General features: G+C 64.2%; 30 protein-coding genes, 2 tRNA genes and 1 pseudogene. 12 read left to right on the top strand and 21 right to left on the bottom strand.

Annotation, left to right across the window (positions count from 1 at the left end; all coding sequences use genetic code 11):
• Window positions 1-89 precede the first annotated feature (89 nt).
• Both EJ073_RS15800 and EJ073_RS15795 read left to right on the top strand, forming a co-directional pair.
• Window positions 90-1,423: pseudogene (locus tag EJ073_RS15800) on the top strand (dicarboxylate/amino acid:cation symporter).
• Between the two features lie 135 nt (window positions 1,424-1,558).
• Window positions 1,559-2,140: a histidine phosphatase family protein gene (locus tag EJ073_RS15795; protein WP_126056552.1), complete on the top strand. Its 582-nt coding sequence runs from the start codon at window positions 1,559-1,561 to the stop codon at window positions 2,138-2,140.
• 163 nt (window positions 2,141-2,303) lie between these two features.
• Here EJ073_RS15795 and EJ073_RS15790 read toward each other — a convergent pair whose 3' ends face one another.
• Window positions 2,304-3,062, bottom strand: coding sequence for a pseudouridine synthase (locus EJ073_RS15790; RefSeq protein ID WP_126056551.1), 759 nt, complete (start codon window positions 3,060-3,062; stop codon window positions 2,304-2,306).
• Window positions 3,063-3,267: 205 nt separating this feature from the next.
• On the opposite strand from EJ073_RS15790, the gene EJ073_RS15785 reads away from it, so the two are divergent.
• Together EJ073_RS15785 and fhuB are read left to right on the top strand one after the other, a co-directional pair.
• A complete protein-coding gene (locus tag EJ073_RS15785; protein WP_189347953.1) occupies window positions 3,268-4,185 on the top strand; it encodes an ABC transporter substrate-binding protein in 918 nt (305 codons plus the stop codon).
• Window positions 4,178-6,208 (top strand): Fe(3+)-hydroxamate ABC transporter permease FhuB, encoded by a 2,031-nt coding sequence (fhuB, locus tag EJ073_RS15780; RefSeq protein ID WP_126056550.1) that lies wholly within the window; start codon window positions 4,178-4,180, stop codon window positions 6,206-6,208. The genes EJ073_RS15785 and fhuB overlap by 8 nt, the downstream gene beginning before the upstream one ends.
• Window positions 6,209-6,549: 341 nt before the next feature.
• On the opposite strand, the gene EJ073_RS32775 is transcribed toward fhuB, so the two are convergent.
• Window positions 6,550-6,684 (bottom strand): hypothetical protein, encoded by a 135-nt coding sequence (locus EJ073_RS32775; protein ID WP_281033070.1) that lies wholly within the window; start codon window positions 6,682-6,684, stop codon window positions 6,550-6,552.
• Window positions 6,685-7,049: 365 nt separating this feature from the next.
• Here EJ073_RS32775 and EJ073_RS32175 point away from each other — a divergent pair, with 365 nt between their 5' ends.
• Window positions 7,050-7,256 (top strand): hypothetical protein, encoded by a 207-nt coding sequence (locus EJ073_RS32175; protein WP_245455651.1) that lies wholly within the window; start codon window positions 7,050-7,052, stop codon window positions 7,254-7,256.
• Between the two features lie 92 nt (window positions 7,257-7,348).
• On the opposite strand, the gene EJ073_RS15770 is transcribed toward EJ073_RS32175, so the two are convergent.
• From EJ073_RS15770 to EJ073_RS15715, 11 genes are all read right to left on the bottom strand, one after another.
• Window positions 7,349-7,900: a hypothetical protein gene (locus EJ073_RS15770; RefSeq protein WP_245455649.1), complete on the bottom strand. Its 552-nt coding sequence runs from the start codon at window positions 7,898-7,900 to the stop codon at window positions 7,349-7,351.
• A 61-nt stretch (window positions 7,901-7,961) separates the two neighbouring features.
• Window positions 7,962-8,037: transfer RNA gene (locus EJ073_RS15765), tRNA-Phe, on the bottom strand.
• Between the two features lie 173 nt (window positions 8,038-8,210).
• The gene (gene yacG, locus EJ073_RS15760; protein ID WP_126056549.1) at window positions 8,211-8,429 is read right to left on the bottom strand and encodes a DNA gyrase inhibitor YacG; all 219 of its coding nucleotides are present in this window, start codon (window positions 8,427-8,429) and stop codon (window positions 8,211-8,213) included.
• Window positions 8,426-9,052 (bottom strand): Maf-like protein, encoded by a 627-nt coding sequence (locus EJ073_RS15755; RefSeq protein WP_126056548.1) that lies wholly within the window; start codon window positions 9,050-9,052, stop codon window positions 8,426-8,428. Before EJ073_RS15755 ends, yacG begins: the two co-directional genes overlap by 4 nt.
• A gap of 19 nt (window positions 9,053-9,071) precedes the next feature.
• Window positions 9,072-9,290: a translation initiation factor IF-1 gene (gene infA, locus EJ073_RS15750; protein ID WP_006200926.1), complete on the bottom strand. Its 219-nt coding sequence runs from the start codon at window positions 9,288-9,290 to the stop codon at window positions 9,072-9,074.
• 197 nt (window positions 9,291-9,487) lie between these two features.
• Window positions 9,488-9,898 (bottom strand): low molecular weight phosphatase family protein, encoded by a 411-nt coding sequence (locus EJ073_RS15740; protein WP_126056546.1) that lies wholly within the window; start codon window positions 9,896-9,898, stop codon window positions 9,488-9,490.
• A 42-nt stretch (window positions 9,899-9,940) separates the two neighbouring features.
• Window positions 9,941-10,426: a UPF0262 family protein gene (locus tag EJ073_RS15735; protein ID WP_126056545.1), complete on the bottom strand. Its 486-nt coding sequence runs from the start codon at window positions 10,424-10,426 to the stop codon at window positions 9,941-9,943.
• 2 nt (window positions 10,427-10,428) lie between these two features.
• Window positions 10,429-11,721, bottom strand: a complete 1,293-nt coding sequence (hisD, locus tag EJ073_RS15730) for a histidinol dehydrogenase (protein WP_126056544.1) — start codon at window positions 11,719-11,721, stop codon at window positions 10,429-10,431.
• A gap of 9 nt (window positions 11,722-11,730) precedes the next feature.
• The gene (locus EJ073_RS15725) at window positions 11,731-12,162 is read right to left on the bottom strand and encodes a DUF2948 family protein (protein ID WP_126056543.1); all 432 of its coding nucleotides are present in this window, start codon (window positions 12,160-12,162) and stop codon (window positions 11,731-11,733) included.
• A 234-nt stretch (window positions 12,163-12,396) separates the two neighbouring features.
• A complete protein-coding gene (murA, locus tag EJ073_RS15720; protein ID WP_126056542.1) occupies window positions 12,397-13,689 on the bottom strand; it encodes a UDP-N-acetylglucosamine 1-carboxyvinyltransferase in 1,293 nt (430 codons plus the stop codon).
• 135 nt (window positions 13,690-13,824) lie between these two features.
• The gene (locus EJ073_RS15715) at window positions 13,825-14,025 is read right to left on the bottom strand and encodes a hypothetical protein (protein WP_126056541.1); all 201 of its coding nucleotides are present in this window, start codon (window positions 14,023-14,025) and stop codon (window positions 13,825-13,827) included.
• A gap of 271 nt (window positions 14,026-14,296) precedes the next feature.
• On the opposite strand from EJ073_RS15715, the gene EJ073_RS15710 reads away from it, so the two are divergent.
• Window positions 14,297-14,371 (top strand) — tRNA-Thr (locus tag EJ073_RS15710).
• Between the two features lie 56 nt (window positions 14,372-14,427).
• Here the strand turns inward: EJ073_RS15710 and EJ073_RS32770 are convergent.
• From EJ073_RS32770 to EJ073_RS15680, 7 genes are all read right to left on the bottom strand, one after another.
• Window positions 14,428-14,715 carry an NAD(P)H-dependent oxidoreductase gene (locus EJ073_RS32770; RefSeq protein WP_127400780.1) on the bottom strand — a complete coding sequence of 96 codons (288 nt, stop codon included), beginning with the start codon at window positions 14,713-14,715 and terminating at the stop codon, window positions 14,428-14,430.
• 28 nt (window positions 14,716-14,743) lie between these two features.
• A complete protein-coding gene (locus EJ073_RS32765; RefSeq protein WP_210211292.1) occupies window positions 14,744-15,163 on the bottom strand; it encodes an NAD(P)H-dependent oxidoreductase in 420 nt (139 codons plus the stop codon).
• Complete coding sequence (locus EJ073_RS15700) at window positions 15,160-15,636, bottom strand: DoxX family protein (RefSeq protein WP_126056540.1); 477 nt, start codon at window positions 15,634-15,636, stop codon at window positions 15,160-15,162. Before EJ073_RS15700 ends, EJ073_RS32765 begins: the two co-directional genes overlap by 4 nt.
• An 11-nt stretch (window positions 15,637-15,647) precedes the next feature.
• On the bottom strand, window positions 15,648-16,433 hold the full coding sequence (locus tag EJ073_RS15695) for a DNA-binding domain-containing protein (protein WP_126056539.1): 786 nt from the start codon (window positions 16,431-16,433) through the stop codon (window positions 15,648-15,650).
• A complete protein-coding gene (locus tag EJ073_RS15690) occupies window positions 16,420-17,454 on the bottom strand; it encodes a DUF692 domain-containing protein (RefSeq protein ID WP_126056538.1) in 1,035 nt (344 codons plus the stop codon). The genes EJ073_RS15695 and EJ073_RS15690 overlap by 14 nt, the downstream gene beginning before the upstream one ends.
• Window positions 17,455-17,497: 43 nt before the next feature.
• On the bottom strand, window positions 17,498-17,767 hold the full coding sequence (locus tag EJ073_RS15685) for a DUF2282 domain-containing protein (protein WP_126056537.1): 270 nt from the start codon (window positions 17,765-17,767) through the stop codon (window positions 17,498-17,500).
• Window positions 17,768-18,002: 235 nt separating this feature from the next.
• Window positions 18,003-18,944, bottom strand: coding sequence for a hypothetical protein (locus EJ073_RS15680; RefSeq protein ID WP_190233861.1), 942 nt, complete (start codon window positions 18,942-18,944; stop codon window positions 18,003-18,005).
• Window positions 18,945-19,084: 140 nt separating this feature from the next.
• Between EJ073_RS15680 and EJ073_RS15675 the strand changes: the two genes are divergently transcribed.
• From EJ073_RS15675 to EJ073_RS15650, 6 genes are all read left to right on the top strand, one after another.
• Complete coding sequence (locus EJ073_RS15675; protein WP_126056535.1) at window positions 19,085-19,360, top strand: hypothetical protein; 276 nt, start codon at window positions 19,085-19,087, stop codon at window positions 19,358-19,360.
• Window positions 19,361-19,549: 189 nt separating this feature from the next.
• Window positions 19,550-19,825 carry a hypothetical protein gene (locus EJ073_RS15670; RefSeq protein ID WP_126056534.1) on the top strand — a complete coding sequence of 92 codons (276 nt, stop codon included), beginning with the start codon at window positions 19,550-19,552 and terminating at the stop codon, window positions 19,823-19,825.
• Window positions 19,826-19,996: 171 nt separating this feature from the next.
• Window positions 19,997-20,911 carry a LysR family transcriptional regulator gene (locus EJ073_RS15665; protein ID WP_126056533.1) on the top strand — a complete coding sequence of 305 codons (915 nt, stop codon included), beginning with the start codon at window positions 19,997-19,999 and terminating at the stop codon, window positions 20,909-20,911.
• 187 nt (window positions 20,912-21,098) lie between these two features.
• Window positions 21,099-21,599: a cupin gene (locus EJ073_RS15660; protein ID WP_126059243.1), complete on the top strand. Its 501-nt coding sequence runs from the start codon at window positions 21,099-21,101 to the stop codon at window positions 21,597-21,599.
• Window positions 21,600-21,689: 90 nt separating this feature from the next.
• Window positions 21,690-22,892: an MFS transporter gene (locus tag EJ073_RS15655; protein ID WP_126056532.1), complete on the top strand. Its 1,203-nt coding sequence runs from the start codon at window positions 21,690-21,692 to the stop codon at window positions 22,890-22,892.
• 44 nt (window positions 22,893-22,936) lie between these two features.
• A complete protein-coding gene (locus tag EJ073_RS15650) occupies window positions 22,937-23,401 on the top strand; it encodes a DUF302 domain-containing protein (RefSeq protein WP_126056531.1) in 465 nt (154 codons plus the stop codon).
• Window positions 23,402-23,463: 62 nt separating this feature from the next.
• Here the strand turns inward: EJ073_RS15650 and EJ073_RS15645 are convergent, their stop codons facing one another.
• On the bottom strand, window positions 23,464-24,378 hold the full coding sequence (locus tag EJ073_RS15645) for a LysR family transcriptional regulator (RefSeq protein WP_126056530.1): 915 nt from the start codon (window positions 24,376-24,378) through the stop codon (window positions 23,464-23,466).
• Window positions 24,379-24,552 lie beyond the last annotated feature (174 nt).

Raw genomic sequence — 24,552 nt, 5'->3', positions numbered from 1 at the left:
GCAAAGACGGAATCGGCAGCCGCGAGGCTGTTGGAGGTCAAATGCCCCGGGAGGTCGAGCCTTTCGATCGGGGCGCAACGGAGGACGTCATGCAGACAGCATTCGCTGCCGCCGAGCCGCGCGGCAAGATACCCTTTTATCGGCATCTCTATGTGCAAGTCCTGGCGGCTATCGCCGCCGGCATTCTGCTCGGCCATTTCTATCCCGACATCGGCGCGTCGCTGAAGCCGCTCGGCGACGCCTTCATCAAGCTGGTCAAGATGGTGATCGCGCCGGTGATCTTCCTGACCGTGGCGACCGGCATTGCCGGCGTCTCCGACCTGCACAAGGTCGGCCGGGTCGCCGGCAAGGCGATGATCTACTTCCTGTTCTTCTCGACGCTGGCGCTGGTCGTCGGCCTCGTCGTCTCCAATGTCGTCCAGCCCGGCGCCGGCATGCACATCAATCCGGCGACGCTCGACGCCAGCAAGGTGTCGACCTTCACCGAGAAGGCGCATGACACGACCATCGTCGGCTTCCTGATGAACATCATTCCCGACACCATCACTGGCGCCTTCGCGCAGGGCGATATCCTGCAGGTGTTGTTCTTCTCGGTGTTGTTCGGCGTCGCGCTGGCCCTGGTCGGCGATCGCGGTCGTCCGGTGGTCGACTTCCTGCAGGCGCTCACCGCGCCGATCTTCCGCCTCGTCGCCATCCTGATGAAGGCCGCCCCATCGGCGCCTTCGGCGCCATGGCTTTCACCGTCGGCAAATACGGCATCGGCGCGATCGCCAACCTCGCCTTCCTGATCGGCACCTTCTACCTGACGTCGCTGCTCTTCGTGCTGGTCGTGCTCGGCGCGGTGGCATGGTACAACGGCTTCTCGATCCTGGCGCTGATCCGCTACATCAAGGAAGAGCTGCTGCTGGTGCTCGGCACCTCGTCCTCGGAAGCCGCCCTGCCTGGCCTGATGGCCAAGATGGAGCGCGCTGGCTGCAACCGGTCGGTGGTCGGCCTGGTCATCCCGACCGGCTATTCCTTCAACCTCGACGGCACCAACATCTACATGACGCTGGCCGCGCTGTTCATCGCTCAGGCCACCGACACACCGCTCACCTTCGGCGACCAGATCCTGCTGCTGCTGGTGGCCATGCTGAGCTCCAAGGGTGCCGCCGGCATCACCGGCGCCGGCTTCATCACGCTGGCCGCCACGCTCTCGGTCGTGCCTTCGGTGCCGGTCGCCGGCATGGCGCTGATCCTCGGTGTCGACCGCTTCATGTCGGAATGCCGGGCGCTGACCAACTTCGTCGGCAACGCCGTGGCCACCATCGTCGTGGCGCGCTGGGAAGGCGAGCTCGACCAGACGCAATTCGCCGCCGCCATGGCTGGCCAGTTGCCGGAAGAAGCCGACTTGGCGCTGTCGGGCGGTCTCCAGCCAGCCTGACCCCGTCAGGCGCCTCCCAAGCATGGAGAGGCCGCGGCCGGTAAAACCGGTCGCGGCCTGTTCTTTTTGCCGGTCGCCGCATAGGCTGGCGCGGGCTGGTCGTCCGGCCTTGTCACCAGCGCCGAGGGGCCGGCAATGAGCAGCAAATTTCCCGAGATCTACCTGATCCGCCATGGCGAAACCGAATGGAGCGCCTCGGGCAAGCACACCGGTCGCACCGACATTCCGCTGACGGCGAAGGGTGAGGAGACCGCCCGCGGCCTCACCGATCGCCTCAAGGGCCTGTCCTTCCAGGCGGTGTGGTCGAGCCCTTCGCAGCGTGCCTTCGACACCTGCCAACTTGCCGGCTTCGGGGAAAGTGCTGTGAAGAACCCGGACCTCCAGGAATGGGACTACGGCGCCTATGAAGGCGTGACGACGAAGGAGATTGTCGCCGGTCGCCCCGGCTGGAACGTGTTTCGCGACGGCTGTCCCGGCGGCGAGCAGGCCGCCGATGTCGGCGCCAGGGCCGATGCCATCATCGCCGGGCTCCGCGTTGTCGCTGGCAATGTCCTGATCTTTTCGAGCGCGCATTTCCTGCGCGTGCTCGCGGCGCGGTGGATCGGACTGCCGCCTGAAGGCGGCGAACATTTCGTGCTGGACACGGCGAGTCTCAGCGTTCTCGGCTATGAGCACGATTTGAGCGAGCCTGTCATCCGCAGGTGGAATCAGAGGTAGCCGATCGGGTGTCCCCCTCATCCGGCCGCTTAGCGGCCACCTTCTCCCCGAGGGGAGAAGAGGAGGAAGCGCCCGCGCCTCTGATCTCCTCTCCCCTCGGGGGAGGTCGCATGCCCCGAATTGCCCTTCGCAATTCGGTTGGCGATCCGGGCGAGGGGGAATGCTAGACGCTGTCGCCCTCAAGCATTGTCAGTTCCTCGACCGTCAGGTGCCGTGCCTTGCCCTTCGCGAGTTCGCCGAGCTGTAAGAGCCCGACAGCCACCCTGATCAGCCTCAGCACCTCGACGTCGAAGGCGGCAAGTAGCCGGCGGATCTGGCGGTTGCGGCCTTCGTCGAGCACGACCTCCAGCCAGGCCGTGCGGCCGCCGCTGCGCAGCAGCTCGATCGAGCGCGCCGTCAGCAGTTCGCCGTCGACCGTCGCGCCGTCGCGAAACCGTGCCAGCATGGCGTCGTCGGGCGCGGTGCCGATCTGCACGTGATAGGTCTTGTCGACATGCGAGGCCGGATCGAGCAGTCCGTTCGCCCAGCGCGTGTCATTGGTCATCAAAAGCAGGCCTTCGCTGGCTTTGTCCAGCCGCCCGACGGGCGACACGAAGGGCAGGTCGAGCCCCTCGAGGCAATCGTAGACCGTGCCGCGTCCTTCGGGATCGTCGCGGGTTGTGACCAGCCCGCGCGGTTTGTTGATCATCAGATAGACCTTGCGCTCGGCAACGACCTGCTCGCCGTCAACCGCGATGCGGTCGCGGTCGAGATCGATGCGCAGCGATGGATCGCGCGCGACCTTGCCTGCCACCCGCACGCGGCCCTCCGCGATCAGTACCTCGGCCTGCTTGCGCGAGCACAGCCCAAGCTTCGACAGCGCGCGACTGAGGCTGACACCCGCGCTCGCAGCGCGTCTGGTGGTATGCTGCGGTCGTGCCATGATCCGGCGTTCTTTCCCGATGGACGGCGACAGATGCCACGGGTGGCGGCGGGATCGCAACCCGCCTGGGTTCCATTCGTCTTCAGGAAGCTGGATCGTGCCGCTGCAAAATCCTGATCGACTTTGTCATCTTAAATGTTGACTGGAGATGTCATGTTTCATAGTCAGCTTGGCATCGGCGGCATAGGCCGATTTCGGGAAGTCCATGGAAACCAGGATCGTGCCGGAGAACGACAGGCGAACGACCAAGCGCGGCAACATCACCCGGCGCGCCGCGCTCGGGCTGTTCCTGCTGCCCATGGCCGCCTCCGCCGAGGCGCGGCCGCTGCGCATCGTCTGCCTCGACGACGGGTTGGCCGAGACCCTGCTGATGCTTGGCGTCAGGCCGGTCGCCATCGCCGATCGCGAGGTCTGGGAGACCTGGGTGGTCGAGCCGCCGCTGCCGCCGGAGATCGCCGATGTCGGCACCTTGCTCGAGCCCAATCTCGAATTCCTCCAGCAGCTGAAGCCCGACATCATCCTGTCCATTCCCTATCTCGACGGCATCAAGCCGCAGCTCGAGCGCGTCGCGCCGGTGAAGACGATCGGCCTCTACACCGAGGCCGGAGAACCCTACCGGCTAGCCGTCGAGGCGACCCGCGAGCTCGCCAGGCTGACCCGCAGGCAGGCCGAAAGCGAGGCGCTGATCGCGGCGACCGAGGCCTGTTTCACCGAGACCAGGCAGAAACTCGCGCCGCTGGCGGCAAGGCCGGTCTACATCGTCAACTTCCTCGATCCGCGCAATGTGCGCGTCTATGGCGCCAGGAGTCTCTTCCAGGCGGTGTTCGACCGCATCGGCATCCGCAACGCCTGGACCGGCGAGACCAATTATTGGGGCTTTTCGACCGTCGGCATCGACGGCCTGGCGACAGCGAGCGATGCGCGTCTCGCCTTTCTCGAGCCCATGCCCGAGGGCGCCGGCGGCACGCTGACCGAAAGCCCGGTCTGGAACGCCATGCCCTTCGTGCGCAACCGATCGATCATGCGCCTGCCCGCCGTGCTGATGTTCGGCGGGCTTCCTTCCGCCGCCCGCTTCGCCCGCGTGCTGACCAGGGCGATGACAGGAGAAAACGGCAATGGCTGATGCGGCGGTAAGCAAAGTGGGTACGGCCGGTCTCATCGTCCCGCGCGCCGGTGGCCAGCCGACCGTAGCCATCCTGCTTTGCGCTGCGCTCGCGGCCTTGGCCGTGGCGGCGACCATTCCCAATCTTGCCGTTCAACTGCCGCCGGCGCTTTGGCTCAAGGCGCTCGCTTTACCCGAAATCGACGACATGCGGCAGGTGCTCGTCCACTATGCCTTCCTGCCGAGGCTTGCCGTCAGCCTGCTTTGCGGCGCGGCCCTCGGCCTCGCCGGAACGGTGCTGCAGCAGGTGCTGCGCAATCCGCTCGCCTCGCCGGAGACCGTCGGCGTGTTGGCCGGCGCCTATTTGGCACTGGCGCTGGCCACGCTTTTCTCGCCCGCGCTGCTTTCCTTCGGTCGCGAATGGGTGGCGCTTGCAGGTGCCCTTGTCGCGCTCGCTGCAGTCTTCGCGCTGTCCTGGCACAAAGGCCTGTCCCCGCTGTCCGTCGTGCTCGGCGGCCTTGTTGTCAGCCTCTATGCCGGAGCGATTGGCGCCGCCCTTATCGTGCTCAGGCACGAATGGCTGGCCAACCTGTTTATCTGGGGCTCCGGCTCGCTCGGTCAGCAGGATTGGAAGACCACGCTGTGGCTCCTGCCGCGTCTGAGCCTCGCGGCATTGGCGATCGGCCTGATGGTGCGGCCGCTGACCTTGCTCGGCCTCGACGACGAGGGCGCGCGCAGCCTCGGCCTGCCGCTCGGCGTCTATCGCTTTTCCGGGCTTGCCGCTGCCGTTGCGCTGATTGCCTTTGTCGTCGCGGCCGTTGGCGTCGTAGGCTTTGTCGGCCTCGCGGCGGCGGCCCTTGCCCGCATAGGCGGCGCCCGCCGGCTCGGCCAGCGGCTGGTCATGGCGCCGTTGATCGGCGCCGCGCTGCTATGGGCCGCCGACCAGGGCGTGCAACTGCTGACCGGGCCACAGGGCGATCATTTGCCGACCGGCGCCATCACGGCGCTTCTCGGCGCGCCGCTGCTGCTCTGGCTGCTGCCGCGCCTTGCGCTTGGCGCCGAGCTTCCAGCGCCTATCGCCGAACGGCTGCCGCGCGCGAGCCCTCCTGGCCCCCTGCTGGCGGCGATCGGCCTGTCGCTCCTTTTGCTGCTCGCGCTTGTGCTCTGCTACGGACCGGGGCCGCACGGCTGGAGCTTCGTCCTCGGCGACCAGTTGGCACCCTTGCTGTCATGGCGACTGCCGCGCGTTTCGGCCGCGCTTGCCGCCGGCGCCATGCTGGCGCTGGCCGGCTTGATGATGCAGCGCCTGACAGGCAATCCGATGGCCAGCCCCGAAGTGCTAGGCATCAGCGCGGGTGCTGCGCTCGGCATGATGGCGGCGCTGTTTTCCGTGGCTGGCCCCAGCCGTCCGCTGCAGATGATGGCGGCGACCGTCGGCGCCTTCGCTGCTCTGGCGGCGACACTTGCGCTCGGCAGCCGCGCCGCCTACGCGCCGGAGCGGCTGCTGCTCGCCGGCGTCGCGCTGACCGCTCTGTTCGATGCGCTGATCCTGGTGCTGACCGCAACCGGCGACCCGCGCGCCATGCTGCTGCTCAATTGGCTGACCGGCTCGACCTACGGCGTCGATGCGGACTCGGCGCTGCTCACTGCGGCCGCCGCGCTTTGCCTGTTCCTCGTGGCTCCCCTCTTCATCCGCTGGCTGGACATGCTGCCGCTCGGCGCCGCCGCGGTGATGGCGCTTGGCCTCGACGTGCGAAAAGTCCGGTTCGCCGTCCTGCTGATGGTCGCCGCGCTCACCGCCGCCTCGACCCTGATCGTCGGTCCGCTGACCTTCATCGGCCTGATGGCGCCGCATCTCGCCCGCCGCCTCGGCCTTTCGCGCGCGCTGCCGCAGGCGGTGGGCGCCGTGCTCCTCGGCGCGCTGATCATGGTCGCCGCCGACTGGATCGGCCGCACCGCGATCTTGCCGCGCCAGATTCCGGCCGGTCTCGTCGCCACGCTGATCAGCGGCCCGGTGCTGATGGGGCTGCTTCGCCGCCGCTGATCTTGCCCCAGTGGAGATAGAAATGTCCGCCCTGCCGACGGCGTCCCCCGCCCCGATCGCCGACACCACTGTTCACGATTTTGTTCCAAGAGGCAGCGCTGCTGGAGCGAAGCTGCGCCAAAATTGGCCCGTGCACCAAGAGTGGTTGTCTTTGGCGCGCGCCGAATGGCAGGCATTTCATCGCGCCCAATCCAGACGCATATAAGCTGGTACCCCCCGACACTTTGGCTCGCGCTCTTGGCCTGCTGGAAAAGGTGTCGGCGCTTCCCGGTCGCGGCGCGGATGAGGCTGCGGCGGAGTAAAGCCCGATACATCCGGTGGAACGGGACAGGGCCGGCGCGCTAAAAGCCCTTGCCTCGCAGCCAATTCCACCCACGGCCTTTACGGGTTTCGAGGTCGGTCCAATAATAGGCCGCAGCCAGAATAGCCGGAACAACAAGCCCGACAATCACGACTGCCAAAACAAACCAACTCATGGCCTAGGCTCCTGCCGCTCGCGGTAGAGCATCCAGAGCGGCAGGGTTATGATGGCGAAAGTGATCACGGCCAACTCAACCCAGTAAGTAAATGGGTCAAGAGCTCGCTCTACGGGGTGATCCTTGAGAGGAATCCTGCCCGTCCAAAAGGATTGGGCAACCAACCAGACTAGAGCAAGCTCCGTAGCGACCATAACGGCTCGCATCATATACTTATTGGGTTTCATGGGCTTTTCACATAACAGCGCACCCCGGATTCAGGCAACGGGTCTGTCAAATATACAATCGCCATTGGGAAGACCGCGCCATCGATCCTTTTTCTGGAGGCCTTCGAAACAGCCAGACCCGAGGGGCTGGAGGCGCAAGTGATCCTGTCGGCCGGCGAATACGAGACGGAAAAGCTGGCGCCGTTCCAGGTCGGCGCCGAGGATGAGCAGAAGCGCCTGGAGCACAAGCAGGTGACGCGCACCGACGAATTCGCCCGCCTGATGGCCGAGCGGCTGGACGCCATCTCCCGCATCAGCGCCAGCTTCGAGCTGCCGGCGAGAACCACATGTCGATCCTGCCGGTGACGGTCAACCGCGCCGTGCAGGCAGCGTTTGCGGTGAGGTAGGCCGGTCTTTGCCGTATACCTGTCGGGCAGAAAGATCGACGTGTTGCGACGTCACTTCGCCGGAGGCGCGCTCAATCGCCGGTAGGGCACGCCGTCGAACACCGCCGTCACGAAGTCGGTGACGGACATCTTGCGCTTGCGCCCGTCGCTGCAGGCATAGACCGGCCAGCCATCGTCGCTGCATTCGCTGGCCAGGCAGATCTGGGCAAGGCAGTTCCCGGCGGTCAGCCGGAAGCCGCCCTTGCCGGCGAAGCCCTGCAGCAGGCTGCCGTCCGCCGAGCGCCATGTCCGTTGGCTGAATTCGGTCCGCAACAGCCGCGGCTCAAGAGGAACCGCGAGGCCGGTTTGGCCGGGACGTGTTCCGAGTTGCAGGCGGAAGCGCGCCATTGCGGTCGTGTAGGCAGTGACGGTGTCCGATTCCCGCGCATAGGCTGTCGCGAGACTGGCGTGGTCAAGCAGATGAGACGCGCGCTCGCCTGCCTCTAACGGCGTCATCAAGGCAACGATGGCAACAAGGGCGAAGCAAGCTCGCGGCATCAGACATTCCAGCAGCCATATCGATCCGGCGTGCCGGTTTGCCCCCCGGTTCGCCTGCGGCAGCATCCCGCCAATCGGCGTCTGGCGCAAGGCGCCCGGTAGTGGTTGGGACATTGTGAGGAAAAAATGGTGCCCAGAGGCGGATTCGAACCACCGACACGCGGATTTTCAGTCCGCTGCTCTACCAACTGAGCTATCTGGGCCTCGCCGGCAAACGAGATTTCGCAGGCCGGATTTCTTGAAGACGCCGCCGGCGCCCCTAGAAAGCGCGTGGGTTATAGCACGGGAATTCAGCCTGTCCAGCGCCTAAGCACGGATTTCAGCCGGGAAAAGAAAACCACCGAAAGACGGCGGCAAAACAGCTGATATCGTGCGCTTACGGCTCGTCCTTGGGCGCCGGGTTTTGCTCCGGCCCTTCGCCTTCTTCCTCTGCGTTGCGCCCGGGGATGACGTAGGCGCCCTTCAGCCAGCGATTGAGGTCGATGTCCTTGCAGCGCGCCGAGCAGAACGGATAGTGCTCGCGCACCGATGCCTTGCCGCATTCGGGGCAGGGGCGCCGGGGGCGCAGCGGCGTGACCTTGTCGTCCAGGCTCATGGGCGCGCGGTGAGCCAGCTCGCATGCACCTTGAAGCCCTCGCCGGCAAGCAGGGCCGTCGTCTCGTAGAGCGGCAGGCCGACGACGTTGGTGTAGGAGCCGACCAGCTTGACGACGAAGGAGCCGGCGAGGCCTTGCACGGCATAGCCGCCGGCCTTGCCGCGCCATTCGCCGGAGGCGACATAGGCGTCGATCTCCTCGCGCGGCAGCCGCTTGAAGCGCACCCGGGTCTCGACCAGCTTCTGGCGCAGTTTGCCGCCCGGCGTGATCAGGCAGATGCCGGAATAGACCCGGTGCGAACGGCCGGAGAGCAGGCCGAGGCAGTTGGCGGCGTCGTCGATCGTCTCGGCCTTGGGCAGGATGCGGCGGCCGACCGCCACCACCGTGTCGGCGGCGAGAACGAAGCCCGGCGCATAGTCGTCCTCGCTCTTCAGCGAGGCGAACGCCTTCTCGGCCTTGTCCTTGGAAAGCCGCTTGGCCAGCGAGCGCGGATGCTCGGCGCGCAGCGGCGTCTCGTCGACATCGGCCGGCAGCACGCGGTCCGGCTCGATGCCGGCCTGCTGCAGCAGCTCGATGCGGCGCGGCGAACCCGAGGCAAGCACGAGCTTCTGCAGGATGCTCATCTGGGGTCGCGCCGGGCTGTTACTTGAAACGGTAGGTGATGCGGCCCTTGGTCAGGTCGTAGGGCGTCATCTCGACCAGGACCTTGTCGCCGGTCAGCACGCGGATACGGTTCTTGCGCATGCGGCCGGCCGTGTGGGCGATGATCTCGTGTTCGTTTTCGAGCTTCACCCGGAACATCGCGTTGGGCAGCAGTTCCGTGACCACACCCGGAAACTCGAGGACTTCTTCCTTCGGCATTCGATACCTTTGCTTGGATTTCGGTTCCGGCGCCTAGAGCATGATGCCGAAAAGTGTCAAGCGGTTTTCGGACGACATCATGCTCTACTTCTTTGATCCGGAGTCGGATGATTTCCGGCCGAACCGACCGGAAATCATCCGACTCCGGCCGGAATTTCGGCGGAACCTATATGATAATCGTCCGCTTGTGAACACGCTTAATCCAAGGCGCTTTTTGCCTCGGATGCGGGAAAACGTCTGGCGATGCGCGCCTTCAGGCGCTCGCGCACATCGCGATAGGCGGCCATGATGTGCTCGCGCGTGCCGCCGGCATCCGTCGGGTCCGGCATCGGCCAGTATTCGACCTCGACGGCGAGCGAGCGGGTGAGCTCGAGCGCCGCGTGGTGCGCCTCCGGCGCCAGCGTGACGATCAGGTCGAAATAGTCGTCCTCCAGCTCGTCCATGGTCCTCGGCTGGCGCTCACCGAGCGACAGCGTGTCCTCGGTCAACACCGCGTCGACGAACGGGTCGCGTTCGCCCGCGCGCACGCCGGCCGAGGCGACGAAGATGGCCGAGGGCAGCATGCGCCGCGCCAGCGCCTCGGCCATCGGCGAACGCACGGCGTTCATGCCGCACAGAAAGAGGACCGAATGCGGCAGCGAGGCCAGGGCCTAGCCTCGCCAGTGCAGCACGCAGACCAGCGTGAACAGCCGGCGCGCCGTGTCGAAATCGATGTCGATCTTGCCGGCAAGCCGGTCCATCAGAGTTTGCGAACCCTCATTGTGCAGGCCGCGCCGGCCCATGTCGATCGCCTCGATATGGCTCGGCGTCGACGAGCGGATGGCGTCGTAATAGCTTTCGCAGATCAGGTAATAGTCCTTGACGATGCGCCGCAGCGGCGTCAGCGACAGGATGTGCGTGACGACGGCCGCGCCATCCTCGCGCGCCACGGCGAAGACCAGCCGGGAATCGACCAGCGACAGCTTCAGCCTGTACGGTCCGGCTCCGTCGTCATTGACCGGCTGGAAACTGTTTTCCTCGATCAGGTCGAAGATCGCCACCGCCCGCTCGTGCTCGACATCGGGCGTCGAACGGCCGATCGATTCGTCGAGCTCGACATCGATCAGCCTGGCGCGGGTTTGGTCGTAGTCGGACATCGCTACATGTTCAACCTGATCGCGACGGAACGGCCATGCGCATCAAGCCCTTCCGCCCTGGCGAGCGCGATCGCCGCCGGCGCCAGCGTGCGCAGCTGCTCCGGCCCGAGCTTGAGGATCGAGGTGCGCTTGACGAAATCGAGCACCGAAAGCCCCGATGAGAAGCGCGCCGAGCGCGCGGTCGGCAGCACGTGGTTTGAGCCGCCGACATAGTCGCCGATGACCTCGGGCGTGTGGCGGCCAAGGAAGACGGCGCCGGCATTGCGCATCCTGGCAAGGAAGGCCTCGGCGTCGTCGATGGCAAGTTCCACATGTTCGGCGGCGATGCGGTCGACCAGCGGCAGCGAGGCTTCGATCGTCGGCACCAGGATGACGGCGCCGAAATCGCGCCAGCTTGCAGCGGCGGTCTCGGCGCGTGGCAGGTTCTGCAACTGGCGCTGGACGGCTTCCTCCACCGCCTTGCCGAAGGCGGGGTCGTCGGTGATCAGAATCGATTGCGCCGACACGTCATGCTCGGCCTGGGCCAAAAGGTCGGCGGCGATCCACTCGGGGTCGTTGCTGCCGTCGGCCACCACCAGCACTTCCGACGGTCCGGCGATCATGTCGATGCCGACCGTGCCGAACACCTGGCGCTTGGCCGCCGCGACATAGGCGTTGCCGGGCCCGACGATCTTGGCGACCGGCCTTATCGTGTCCGTGCCATAGGCAAGGGCGGCGATCGCCTGCGCGCCGCCGACGCGGTAGACCTCGGAGACGCCGGCGATATCGGCCGCCACCAGCACCAGCGGGTTGATGACGCCGCCCGGCGCCGGCACCACGATGACGATGCGCTCGACGCCGGCAACCTTGGCCGGCACCGCGTTCATCAGCACCGAGCTCGGATAGCTTGCGGTACCGCCCGGCACGTAGAGCCCGACAGCCTCGATCGCCGTCCAGCGCGAGCCGAGCTCGACGCCGGCGGCGTCCGTGTAGCGGTCGTCCTTCGGCTTCTGCCGCTCGTGATGCGAGCGGATGCGGTCGCGGGCGAAGCGCAGCGCCTCGACCGTTTGCGGATCGGCCTCGGCATAGGCCTTGGCGATGTCATCCTTGGAGACGGCGACGCCAAGCTTGGCGAGGTCGGCCTTGTCGAACTTCAGCGTATAGTCGATGAGGGCCTTGTCGCCCTCGGCGCGCACGCACTGGACGATCTCGCGCACCGCGGCGTCGACATCGGCCGACACCTCCCGCTTGGTCGTCAGGAAGGCGGCGAAACGCTGCTCGAAATCGGCGTCGGAATGGCTGAGTGTGATGGCCATCTGCTGCGCTCAAGCCCTGTGCACGGGACGCGAGGAGGCTTCCCAGGTGCCGCCTATGTCGGCAAGCCGCGCCTCGATGCACTCGACATCGAGCATGATCGTGCCGCCGCCGGAGAAGATAAGCTCGACGATGCCGGCGGGCTTGCTGATTTCGACAAAGCTGATCGCCAAAAGTGACAGCACCTCGGCCGGCTTGTCGCGGGCGATACCGCTGGTCTTGGCGCCTAGCACGCGGTCGAAATGCAGCACCGCCTGCCGCCGCTCATTGTGCTGGCGGAACAGGCTGGATTTCGCCTCCCAGACGAAACGGTTCATGGTCAGCACGAAGCGCTTGGCCGCCGGCAGGAATTCGAGGTCCGAGACCTTCATCACGGCGTCCTGGACATGGGCCGAGACGATGCCCAGGTCCTGGTCGTCGAGCGCGATGAGCTTGAGAGCCATGCGGAATTTGTACCTAACGTTGGTTTCAAGCTTCGTGTTAGGCGGTCTTTCCATTCCGCGCAACCGCACAGGGTTTCTGTCAAGGCAACCGGCTCAGGTTTGCCAGCGGACTTCTCCCCCGTTTACGGGCAGAAGGTGCCGGCAGGCGGATGAGGGGCGGCGCCGACTTTTAACAATTGGCCATTCCAAAACGAGTTGAAGGCCTCTTTGTCTGCAACGGGTGCCTTGCGGCCGTCAGCCCGAAATCCGCTCTATCACCGCGCCGCAGCCGGAAAGCTTCTCCTCCAGCCGCTCGAAGCCGCGGTCGAGGTGATAGACGCGGTTGACCGTGGTCTCGCCTTCGGCGGCAAGGCCAGCGATGACCAGCGAGACCGAGGCGCGCAGATCGGTCGCCATCACCGGCGCGCCCTTCAGCTTGGCGACGCCGTCGACGATGGCCGTCTGGCCGGAAAGCGTGATGTGGGCGCCGAGCCGGGCGAGCTCCTGCACATGCATGAAACGGTTCTCGAAGATGGTCTCGGTGATGCGCGACTTGCCCTTGGCCATGGTCATCAGGCCCATGAACTGCGCCTGCAAATCGGTCGGGAAGGCCGGGAAGGGCGCCGTCGTCACGTCGACCGGCGCAATGCCGGCGCCGTTGCGCCGGACGCGGATGCCGGAATTGGTCGGCGTGATCTCGGCGCCGGTCTCGGAAATGACATCGAGCGCGGTCTGCAGCAATTCTGGTCGGGCGCCTTCGAGCACGACGTCGCCGCCGGTCATCGCCACCGCCATCGCATAGGTGCCGGTCTCGATGCGGTCGGGAATGACGCGCACGCGGGCCCCCGACAGCGCCTCGACGCCATCGATGGTGATGGTTGGCGTGCCGGCGCCGGAAATCCTGGCGCCCATGGCGTTGAGGCATTCGGCGAGGTTGACGATCTCGGGTTCGCAAGCGGCGTTTTCCAGCACCGTCTCGCCCTTGGCCAGCGAAGCAGCCATCATCAGCACATGAGTGGCGCCGACCGACACTTTCGGGAACACATAGCGGTTGCCGACGAGACGGCCGTTTTTGGTCTTGGCGATGACATAGCCGGTGTCGACGTCGAGATCGGCGCCGAGCGCCTGCAGGCCTTCCAGGAACAGGTCGACCGGGCGCGTGCCGATGGCGCAGCCGCCCGGCAGCGACACCTTTGCCTCGCCCATGCGGGCCAGCAGCGGCCCGATCACCCAGAAGGAGGCGCGCATCTTCGACACCAGTTCATACGGCGCCGTGGTGTCGACGATGTTGCGGGCGGAGAAATTGATGGTGCGCGAATAGCCTTCCTGCTGCTTCTCACGACGGCCGTTGACCGAATAGTCGACGCCGTGATTGCCGAGGATGCGGATCAATTGCTCGACATCGGCCAGATGCGGCACGTTCTCCAGCGTCAGCGTGTCGTCGGTGAGCAGCGAGGCGATCATCAGCGGCAATGCCGCGTTTTTCGCGCCGGAGATCGGAATGCTTCCGGCGAGCTTGTTGCCGCCGACAATTCTGATGCGATCCATGAGAGAATGTCCCCTCGGCCGGAACGGCCGGTTCAATCGTTTGAGTATCGGCCCGTCTAGACCATTGGCCGGCTTGGTTCAAGGATTCTGGGTCCCCTGCGCCGAGTGTGGCGGAGCAGTGTGGCCGGGTTTGGGCTAGTCCTTGTGCATTTTTCCAGCAGTCGGCAATCCTTCCGGCCGCTGATCGGGCTCATTGGCGCGCCGCTTGTCGGCGTCGCCCGAGCGGCGCGAGCGCGACTGCGCCTTGCGCTTCCCGAGATTGGCGCGCAAGGCTTCGGCGAGCCGGTCCTTGCGGTCGCCTGCGCCTTTTTTCGGTGGATTTGCCTTGTCATTCATCGTCCCATCCCCGGCCGGCTGACTAGCCAACCTTGCTGAGGCATAGCCAACATTGTGGCGCGGCCATGTCGAGGAAGGCGGCTTCCACAGCCGCGGCATTGCCAATGCATGTCGCCCAAAAAGTGCGCAGTGGTTTCGGGACAACGACATGCAACACTCAGGGTCATGCCGCCCAAAACCGCGTGGCGGTTTTGCGACGATGAAGCGCGACACTTTAGGTTTTTCTTGGCCTTGCGCTCGCCGGTTCGTTATGGCAGAAGCCCCGCCATCGGCTGCGGTAGCTCAGTGGTAGAGCACTCCCTTGGTAAGGGAGAGGTCGAGAGTTCAATCCTCTCTCGCAGCACCAGCCTATCCCATTGAAATCGCTGAAGTCCTTGACATGCAAGGGCTTGTGCCCATCTTTCACACCGATTTCAGGACATGGGCGTCGTCGAAGTCCGCGAGCTTCGGATGCGTGATCGTCGGAGCATTCGCGAGGCTGAGGACGCATTCGCGGTAACGATCGAGCCACCTCTGGCGTTCACCGTCGCTGATGCGCGCTGGTGCGTGCACAAGGAAAGGCTCGATAACCGTGAAGCCTACAAAAATGGAGCATTCCGTGGTTGACGGGAACAGGATCTCCGAGATTGGGCCGTTCAGTCCACAGCCTGAATAGATCGGCGGCGGTCCGCCGATGGTGACGGAACACATCGCTCGTTTTCCCGCAAAGACGCTGCGATCATAGCATTTGCCGCCGCCATAGATGCGGCCGCCGGGACGCGAACACTCGGTCAACCCAGCCCTTGAGGATCGCCGGCAGCCCGAACCACCAGAGCGGGAACTGCAGGATCAAGGCGTCGCACCAGAAAAGCTTGCCCATCTCCGCCTGGATGTCCGGCGCGAACCCGTCATGGGCAGCCGCGTTCGCCTCCTCAGACTGCTGACGGTAGTAGTTTGCGTCGCGTATCGTCGTGAAGTTGCGACGATCTGATATTGGGTTGAAGCCGATAGCATAGAGATCTGAGACAACAACTTCGTGTCCCGCCGCAGACAACCCTGTGCGGCGCGGGTCAGGGCGCCGTTGAAGCTGTTGGGCTCGGGGTGGGCGTGATCGATGAAGATGCGCGCCGTGCTTTTCCCCCTCGGTCGGAATGTTCACCTTCCAGGCGCCGAGAGAACCCGCGCCGCGACATAGTCTAGCGAGAACACACCGGCGCCGCGTGCCAGCACGAGCAGCAGCAACGACGCCCATAGCAGGTGCTCCGCCCAGTTCTCCGGATAGACGAAGATCTGGATGACGGAGACGACGCCGATCAGCATCAGGGCAGCGAGGCGCGAAAACAGCCCGAGGAATATCAACACCGAGCCCGTCAGTTCAGCCGCCGTGGCCAGTAGCGCCGCGATCGACGGGTCGATGAACGGCAGATTGTATTCGTTGGCGAAAAGCTGCAGCGTCACCGGCCAGGATACGAGCTTCGTCTGCGCGGACTGCCAGAAGACATGCGCGACCGCGACGCGTGCGGCGAGTTGGACCAGCGAAAACGGAATGTGTTCGGGAAGCTTGATGATACGCTTGTAGAAGCCGACAAAGCCGGCCGGGTTGGACGAGGAGTGTTCGGATATTGCGGTCATGACCATCTCCATCAATTTGAGGGGGAATTCGCGGCGACTCGCACGTTGGTGACGAGCCTGTCGCGGAACAGACGCATAAGGGCGGAAACCAGGTCGAAGGTCGGGTCGAGAGCCAGGGCACGGCCAGTGGCATGCTCGAGGCCGAGACCGTGTTTCAGCGAATGCCAGAAGGCGAAGCTCGCGCGGTCGAGCAGAAAAAGCCGCACGTAGTTCCCCGATCGCCACAACGCCACACGTTCGGGACGCCTTGTCCAGGTAGTGCTTTCGTCGGCCGCCGTCTCCTGTTGATGCGCCATCCATACCGACAGGATCGACCAGTGCGAGACGATCAGCCGCAGTGAAGGCTGGAGCAGGATATCCGGCGAGGACCCGAGGTCGGTGTTGTCGTATTCTGCGAGGCTGCGGGGCGGCAGCGAAGCCGTATCGAGTGCCTCCGCTATGGCCCATTCGAGCCGCGCCGTTTCGGCGACGATCGGCATGTCAGACAGCGTGTCGATCGTCTTCAGGAAGCGCGGGAAGCCGGCCCCATAGCGCGAAAGACGGGATTCAACCGGCGGGTGGCGTCGAATGAACTCGCTCGCCACATAACGGAAGAAGCGTTCGTCTACCAGCCGGACGGTGACGGGAAAAGCCGCCATCAGCGCCGCGGTCAGCGAACTGCGCGTGTTGTTCTGGTAGATGCGCAGGCGGGCCAACGGATCGGCCCTGCCGGCGGTCAGCACATTTGCGGCTGCGACTGGTTCCATGGCGAGCACCGATCGCGCCAGGGTGGTCTGCAGGAGTTCAAGCGGCAGCATGGTATTCCTCCTCAATTGACGGCAACGCTGCGGACATGGACGGCCTGGCGGCTCTGGCAGCGGCAAACGCCGCAAGCACCGGCATGCTGGTCGTCGTTTCACCTTCGAGAGAAAGGCGGATGGGCGCCGACCGGGCTTCGGTCGTTTGGTTGCGTCTCGCAACCTGCCGACGGTTGAACATGATCGAGGCGGTCAGCATGTCGGCCCACATCGCTTCGCCAAGCAGCACGTCGAGAACGGGAACGTCGGTGTCCCATTCGATCAACGTCGGGCGCGGTCCGAGCCGGCCCACGGCATGCTGGTAGAGCGCCCAGACGACCGGCGGCACCCGCGAGCCATGGTCGTCGATGAGCACGGTGTCGGCACCGACCTGATTGATCGCGTGGCCGGCAAGATGGATTTCGCCGATCGCGTCGGCCGGCAGCGCATCGATGAAGGCTTTGGCGTCATACTGCAAATTGTGCGCCGAAACCTGGACGTTGTTGACGTCCAGCAGCAGGCCGCAGCCTGTTCTAGCCACCAGCTCGGCCAGGAATTCGGCCTCATTCATCGAGGAGTCCGCAAAGGCCAGATAGGCCGACAGGTTCTCGATGAGCACCTGCCGCTTCAGCGTGTCCTGGACGGTCTCGACATTGCGGGCAACGACGGCCAGCGCCTCTTCGTCATAGCGCAGCGGCAAGAGATCGTTGAGATAGGCGCCGTCGGCAACGCTCCAGGCGAGATGCTCCGAGACCAGATCGGGTTGGAAGCGCGCGCAGACCTTGCGCAGGCGCTCCAGATGGGCACGGTCAACTCCCCGCGCGCTGCCGAGCGACAGGCCAACGCCATGCACCGAGAGCGGGTAGATCTCACGCAGCCGCTCTAGCGCCTCGACGCAGGCGCCGTCTCCCATGTAGTTCTCGGCATGAACTTCGAGCCAGCCGGCGGAGGGCCGTCGCGTCAGCATCTCCGAGATGTGGGGGGAGCGAAGACCGATGCCCGCTGATGCGGGGATCGCGAGGGGCTGAAACGCACGGGACATCGGTCTGCTCCATTCAAGAGGGTCGGTTCGAAGTCTGGATCGTTCAGGCTTTCGGCTTGTCGCTGCCGCCGGTGATCTTGGCGCAGCTGCCTGCGGGCACGTAGAGCCAGGAATCCGGCTGATTGTCGGTGGTTGCGGTGCCGGCGCATGAATGCGTCGCGGTCTGGCAGTCGTTCTGGCCGGCCTTGACGACGCCGTAGCACTTCTCGAAGGCGAAGCCGGGCTTGGCGGAGGGACCGCTGTAGGCCGCCGTCGCGGCGAGCGAAGTGGCGGCCGCGAGGGCCGATCCGATGAGGGTCTTGGTGTTGATCACAGGCTTGTCTCCTGGTTGGTGTTTCGAGGGAAAGACCGGCCTGCAGGGCCCGTCTGCATGCACTCTCTCCGATCGTGATGCCGAGCTGAAATGCTGTCTCGGCATGGAATTGATACGCGGCCACTATGTTCTGGAGAGCGATGCGAAAAAGCCCTCCGGCGGGGCCACCGGAGGGCTTGGCGCCTGCGTTCGGGAGTATGCGAAGCAGACGCTGCTAGGCGGGAGGGAGGCGCGCCTATATGTGTTGGACTCGGCAGCCGACAGCTGGGCGTTCGTCGATGCCGAAAAGATCGGCGACAAGCCAGCCTTCGGCACATTGCCGACCTCTGTCACGCATGCCAGTCAGTTCACCCCAGTCGATCCAGGGTCTCGCGAAGAGCGCAGCCCCACCTCGGTATTGACTGTCGAAGATGGTGTGAACCGGCGCGCATTTGGTCGTGCAATGGGTGGAGGAGAAGCTGCGATCCGGACATAGTGTCGTGAACAGTGAAGGCCTACCTGCGATGATCAGGCGATGGCTGGTTTTCGGCGACCGAGCAGGCGGCAACTGCGAGAGTTCGCCATCACCCCAATAGCTGTCGCCGTCGATTTCGACAGGCGGGGAGAGGAACGGGACGGTGGCTGCCGCCACGATAGCGTTGATCGACAATTGCTCGCCTGTGAAGACCTTCACGGCGTCGGTGCCGGCGTTGACGGCCAGGACGCCGAGTTTCACCGGGCAGCGCTCGTCGCGGAGTTGCTCGATGTCGATCGACTGTTCCAGTATCGATCGAAGCAGACTGGCTCTGTCGATGGAGAACATCGAGGCGTGGCTGACGCGCCGCCAGAAGTTGGTGAGCGCCATCCGAGCGCCACGCCGGCCGCCAAGGCTCAAGCCGTAGGCCAGGACCGCCGCCTCCACAGCTCCGAAACCGGACGCTGTAACTGCGCTGAAGACAAGGTTCGGCTCATCCAGCAGGCGGTCGAGCACGCCCCAGACGAAGGCGCCGTGTGCATCACTTGCCAGGATGATGTCGACAGACTGCCCCTCTTCCAGCCGGGAACGCGTCCCGGGAATGATGGCCTGGTCAATTCGCGTTCCGGACTGGACGTGCATCTCTTGGTCTCCATCCCAAAGTCGCTGGCGGGGCGACTGGTGAGGAGACTGCCGCATCTTCTTCTTCAGCCGAAATGCCAAGGTGGCATGAAGTCCATAGGCAGATTGCATTGGCTGCCGGTCTTTTCGGGCCGCACTCTTCCTCCCGATCAGGCCAGGCGATGCGTGTCACCAACTCTGGCATCGTTGCCAGAACCGCGGCCTGGAACAGGAGGTGAATGATGAGAAGACCACTCGTCTGTGTGGCTGCGCTTGCAATTGGTCTTGGTGCGAGCCCGGCTTCAGCTGACCCGTTCAATGACCTCGCCGCATTGCCGACGTTCTATACGGACGCCACGATGCAGACGATGAAACCGATGGCCGGGTTCAAGAAGGCCTGGTTCGCCGTGCCGAAGCATGACCGGGTCAAGATGACGAAGGCTTGCAACGACCCGTCGATGAGTAAGCCCCACGCCCAATTCTGCGCCAACGTCCTCGCTTTGGGCGGAGCTAATTAGCGGTGCGACCGTAGACATCTACGAGATGCATGCGCGGCATAACCTCGATACGCAGATGGCATTGGCAGGTTGCCGGCTGGTCGTCGCAAGATCAAACTCAGCAATGAGGAACTCGGAAATTCTGACTTGCTGTCAATCAGTCAAACGGTCGTCGATAGGGCGACTACCCGATCAGAGAAGGACTTGAAAATGAATCTAAAAGCTATCTGCCTCGGTGCTTTTGCCATTTCCAAGCTCGGCGGCGTTGCCTTCGCCGGCGCGCTCGACGAACCGTCCAACATGCAGCCCTTCTTCACCGATTCCGGCATGAAGGCGATGAAGTCGAGTGCCGACTTCGAGACGGCGTGGAAAGCCATGCCGAAGGCGACGCAGGATGCGATGATGAAGGAATGCAACGACGCCGCCATGAGCAAGCCGCATGCTCAGTTCTGCGCCCAGCTCTTCGCTTTGGGCCATCACAGCTGACGCTTGCGGGCGCCGAGCACTATTGCAGGGTTTGATGGCGGGCCCTGGCCCGCCATTGGCGCATGACGAAACGCTATCGACTTCATAGCCCCCATGCATTGGCGTGATGGAATGGTTTGCGGCACGGTTCCAACCTGCACATGCATCTATGCAGCAGAGGGATAAACCGGCATGGACATTCATCACATCCGCTACTTCCTGGCCGTGTGCGAGACGCGGAACTTCACGCGCGCCGGCGAAAAATGCAACGTCACCCAACCAGCGCTGTCGCGCGCCATCCAGCAGTTGGAGGATGAGGTCGGCGGCCTGCTGTTTCGCCGCGAACGGAACCTGACCCACCTTACCGATCTGGGTGCCCTGCTACGCCCGCGGTTCCAGCAGATCCTCGACGAGGTGACCGGCGTGCGCCAGGAGGCGTCGAAATTCCTTTGCCTGGAAAACGCAAATCTCAAGGTTGGCGTCATGTGCACCATTGGTCCGCGTCGCTTCACCGGCTTGCTGGCCGATTTCAACAGACGCCAGCAGGGCATCCAGTTGCAGCTGGTGGAGGGTGTGCCGGCTTCGCTGTCGCAACTGCTTGAAGCGGGTGAGATCGACGTCGCCATCATGGCGTCCAGCAACAGTTTTCCGGAGCGTTTCGACGTCACTCCGCTCTATCGCGAGCGGTTCGTCCTGGCCTTCCCGAACGGCCACCGGCTGGCTCGCAACGACAATGTCGCCATTTCCGAACTCGACGGCGAGAACTACCTGAGAAGGTTGAATTGCGAGTATCGCGACCACCTCGCCGGTCTCTGCAATGACCGCGGTGTGAAGCTCAGGATATCCTACGCCAGCGAGCGCGAAGACTGGATCCAGAACATGGTTTCCGGTGGACTTGGCATCTGCTTCATCCCGGAATTCAGCGCCGTCATCCCGGGCTTGCAGATCAGGCCTGTCATCGATCCCGAGGTTTGGCGGGAGGTCTCGCTGGTCGTCGTGTCGGGCCGCCGGTTCTCACCGGCGACCTCGACCTTCGTGAACAGTGTCAAGGCACACAGCTGGCCGGAAAGCGGCATAGATCTGCCGGCCAGGAAAACGGCTGCGTAGCAATTCGAAATGAAGTCTAACGCCGCGATAAATGTCGTGGCGAAACAGCCTCGTTGGCGCGGTTGTCCATCATAGTTTTCAGGTATCGAATTAAGAGCCAGTCAGCATTTCTCTTTCGTCGAGGCTGCCGTCACTCTCCACTCATGCCCCGCTTCCGCGATTGGGCACCGACAAAGGAGAACTAGACATGGCTTGCAAGACTATTGCATTGCGGGTGCCGCTGAAGTTGGCGTTGACACTCGGACTTCTCACCGCGACCGCCGCGTTCTCGGTGGCTCCGGTTTTCGCCGGCGACTGCCCTGCTGGCCAGGCCGCCACCACCGACATCCAGGAACATCCCAGTAAACCGGTCGGCGTGACCGACACGGTCCTTTCCGCAATCGATTTAAGCAGCAAGGGCGAAGGCTGGAAAGGCAACATGCTGCGCCTGCGCAAGCTCGTTGTTCAGCCTGGCGGCGTCGTGCCGTGGCATGAGCACAATGTCCGCCCGGCAAACATTCTGGTGGTCGAGGGCTCGATCACCGAATACCGCAGCACCTGTAAGGTCGGCATCGAACATCCGGCCGGCGACGCGACGGCCGAGTTCGGCCAGCTCGCCCACTGGTGGAAGAACAACGGCAAGGTTCCAGCGGTGCTCTATTCGGCCGACGTCCTGCCGCCTGCGATGCACGAAGACCACATGATGTGAGCCGCTCGTCGCGGTCAGCAGATCCCAGCATCAGCAATAAAATCGCGTCCTCGGGCGATGGCCTGGGGACGTGTGGCCACGGAGCCTGACATGACGTCCAGTGAACATACCGAACCGAGGCGGCTCCGCATGGTTGCCGCGGACAGCTGGCGCTTCGGCCTGATTGCCTTGATCGCGTTTCTGACGCTTGTCGACCTGTTCGCCACTCAGGCCATCCTGCCTTCGCTGGTGGCAAGATTCGGCGTCAGTCGCGCAACCATGGGTTTCGCCGTCAATGCCAGCACCTTCGGCATGGCGGTGGCCGGTATCGCCGTCGCGCTCTTCGGGCGCGGCATCGATCGCCGCAACGGCATCTGGATCAGCCTGGCCATTTTGGCGATCCCGACGACGTTGCTTTCACAGACCGACAGCATTGTGGTCTTCGCCCTGCTGCGCGTAGCGCAAGGCTTGTGCATGTCGACCGCCTTTACGCTGACGATGGCCTACCTGGCCGAGCATTTCTCCGCGCGGCAGACGACGAGCGCGCTTGCGGCTTACGTGACCGGCAATGTTGCCAGCAACTTCTTCGGCCGGCTGATGTCAGCCGCCGTCGCCGACACATTCGGCATCTCCACCAACTTTCTGATCTTCGCCGGCCTCAATCTGTTCGGCGCCGCCCTTGTCTGGCTCACACTGCAGAAGACCTCTGCAATGATGCGCGCCGATGGGATGGGCGAGCCCGCCCGCGCCGCATGGAAGGCTCCGCTGCAAAACGCCGAGCTGCGCGCCTGTTTCGCGATCGGCTTCCTGATCCTTTTCGTCTTCATCGGCACCTTCACCTATGTGAACTTCCAGCTCGTTGCGACACCGCTGTCGCTGACACCGATGGCCTTGGGCGCGGTCTATTTCGTCTTCCTGCCCTCGATGCTGACGACCCCGCTTGCCGGGCGCGTCGCGGCAGGTCTCGGTCCGAGCGGAGGGATCGGAGCGACACTCGGGCTGGCGATCGTCGGACTGCTTCTGCTGCTCGCCGCCAGCCTCCCGGTCGTTCTTGCCGGGATGGCTTTGGTCGCCATCGGCACCTTCCTGGCGCAGGCGATAGCCACCGGGCATGTGAGCCGGACCGCCTCGCGCGATCGCGCCGCCGCAAGCGGCATCTACCTTGCGTCCTACTATGCGGGCGGGCTCGCCGGCAGCTTCATCATCGGGCAGCTCTACGACCGTATCGGCTGGGCCGCGTGCGTGGGTGTGCTCGCCTCGGTTCTCGCCGGCGCGATCGCGACTGCGCGCATGTTGCAAACGCCGAGGACGTGACACGCAAAGACCGACAACTTCGCTATCCAACCAAGGAGATTGACATGACCAACTACCTGAAAACCATGATTGCAGGCGCCGCCATGCTGATGGCGGTTGCCCTTCCGGCCGCCGCATCCGACGGCGTCGTCACGGTCAAGAGCGACTATTCCGTCGTCGAGACCGTAGCTCGCATCAAGAAGGACGTGCTGAAGAAGGGCATCATGTTCTTCGGCGTGATCGACCAGGCCAGGCTTGGCAAGAATGCCGGCAACGATGTCAGGCCGTCCCGGCTGGTGATGTTCGGCAATCCGGCGCTCGGCACTACCTTCATCACGTCCAATCCCGAGGCCGGCCTGGACTGGCCGGTGCGGGTGCTGGTCTACCAGACCCCCGATGGTTCGGTTTACGCCGCCTACAGCGATTTCGACTGGATCGCCAAACGGCACGGCATCACCGACCGCACCGCGCAGTTCAAGATGGCGACGGAGGTCATCCAGTCCGTGACCTCGACGGTAAGAAAGAATTGAGCGCGGACAGTGCCGGAGATCCGCTGCCTGTGCATCCAAGGAGGGCGCCCCGCACAGCGAAACTACTCGGCGGCGGCGGCCAGAGCCTTCGCCCGTTCGCCGAACCACTTCTTCTGCGTGGCCTCGCGCACCAGCGCGCCGACCGCAGGCGAGTGCCTGCGGCCGCGCACGGTGACAAGATTGACCTCGCGCCAGAACTCCGGTTCGGTGATTGGCAAGGCCACCACGCCCGGGTGCTTGGCGGTGTGCTCAGGCATGAAACCGAAACCGAGCCCGGCCGCGATCATCGCCAGCGTCCAGTCGTCACGATCGCTCCAGTAGACCGGGCTGACCGTGACGCCCTGTTCGGCGAGGATGGCATCCGCATAGCCTGCAAACTCGCAATTGTTGCGGTGGATGTAGCTTTCGTTGCTCATATCCTTCACCCGCACCATGCGCTGGTTGGCGAGGCGATGAGCCAGGTGAACCGCCATCACCATCTGCTCTTGAAACAGTGGCAGGGAATGCACTTCTTCGTCGGGCACGTTCGACGGCAACGCATAGATGGCGGCCTCGAGGTTGCCTTCCAGCAGCCTCCGCCTCAGGCTCACGGCGTCAGAATCGCAAAGGTGAAGCTCTACGCCAGGATGATGCCCCCGGACAGCCGCGATGAGCTCGATAATCTCGTCCGGGGCGATCGTGCTCATGATGCCGACCCTGAGCGGCATCTTTTTCAAATTCACATATTGCTCGGCGATCTGCTTTGCCTGGCGCGAGTTCTCGAAGACGCCCTCGAGATAGGTCTCGACCATCCGGCCGAGCTCGGTGAGGTGCGTGAAGCGGCGCTCACGGTGGAATAGCGCTCCGCCGAATTCGTCTTCCAGCAGCTTGATGGCGCGTGAAAGCGCGGGCTGCGTGACATTGCACTGCTCGGCCGCCCTGGTGAAATTCAGCTCCTTGGCGACGGCCAAGAAGTATCTGACCTGGCTGATCTCCACTGCACGCTCCCTCACCGAACGCGCATACGCACGCCCCCGCGTTGCCGGATGATCTTACTAGCTGCCCTTACGTCAAACAACCCGATCGGTCGATCGACACCTCGGATGCGGGACCACGATCTGACCGTCGGCTATCGAATCCATGTCTCAACGGCATTTCCGCAGTTTCGGGCC

Origin of the sequence: Mesorhizobium sp. M4B.F.Ca.ET.058.02.1.1, from assembly GCF_003952505.1 — a bacterium.
Taxonomy (GTDB): domain Bacteria; phylum Pseudomonadota; class Alphaproteobacteria; order Rhizobiales; family Rhizobiaceae; genus Mesorhizobium.
This window is presented reverse-complemented; position numbering and strand designations above follow the sequence as displayed.